General features: G+C 58.4%; 1 pseudogene. It reads left to right on the top strand.

The window, feature by feature from the left end:
* Positions 1-296: pseudogene (locus tag FDX22_RS03640) on the top strand (ion channel protein); the annotation flags it as partial.

The following is a 296-nucleotide window of genomic DNA, read 5'->3' as shown; positions in this document are numbered from 1 at the left end:
GCACCATCGGGGCGCTATTTGGTACCCCGGTTGCCGCTGCGCTGGTCTTTTCGCAAACGCTGAACAGCTCCAACGATGTCCCCCTATGGGATCGTCTGTTCGCACCGTTAATGGCCGCCGCGGCAGGTTCACTCACCACCAGCCTGTTCTTTCATCCCCACTTTTCATTGCCTATCGCGCACTATACGCAGATGCATCTGGTCGATATCTTCAGCGGCGCGGTCGTTGCTGCCATTGCTATCGCGGCGGGGATGGTGGCCGTGTGGTGCCTGCCTCGTTTGCACCATCTGATACAT

It is taken from the genome of Citrobacter sp. TBCS-14, assembly GCF_005280805.1.
GTDB classification, from domain to species: domain Bacteria; phylum Pseudomonadota; class Gammaproteobacteria; order Enterobacterales; family Enterobacteriaceae; genus Citrobacter; species Citrobacter gillenii.
This window is presented reverse-complemented; position numbering and strand designations above follow the sequence as displayed.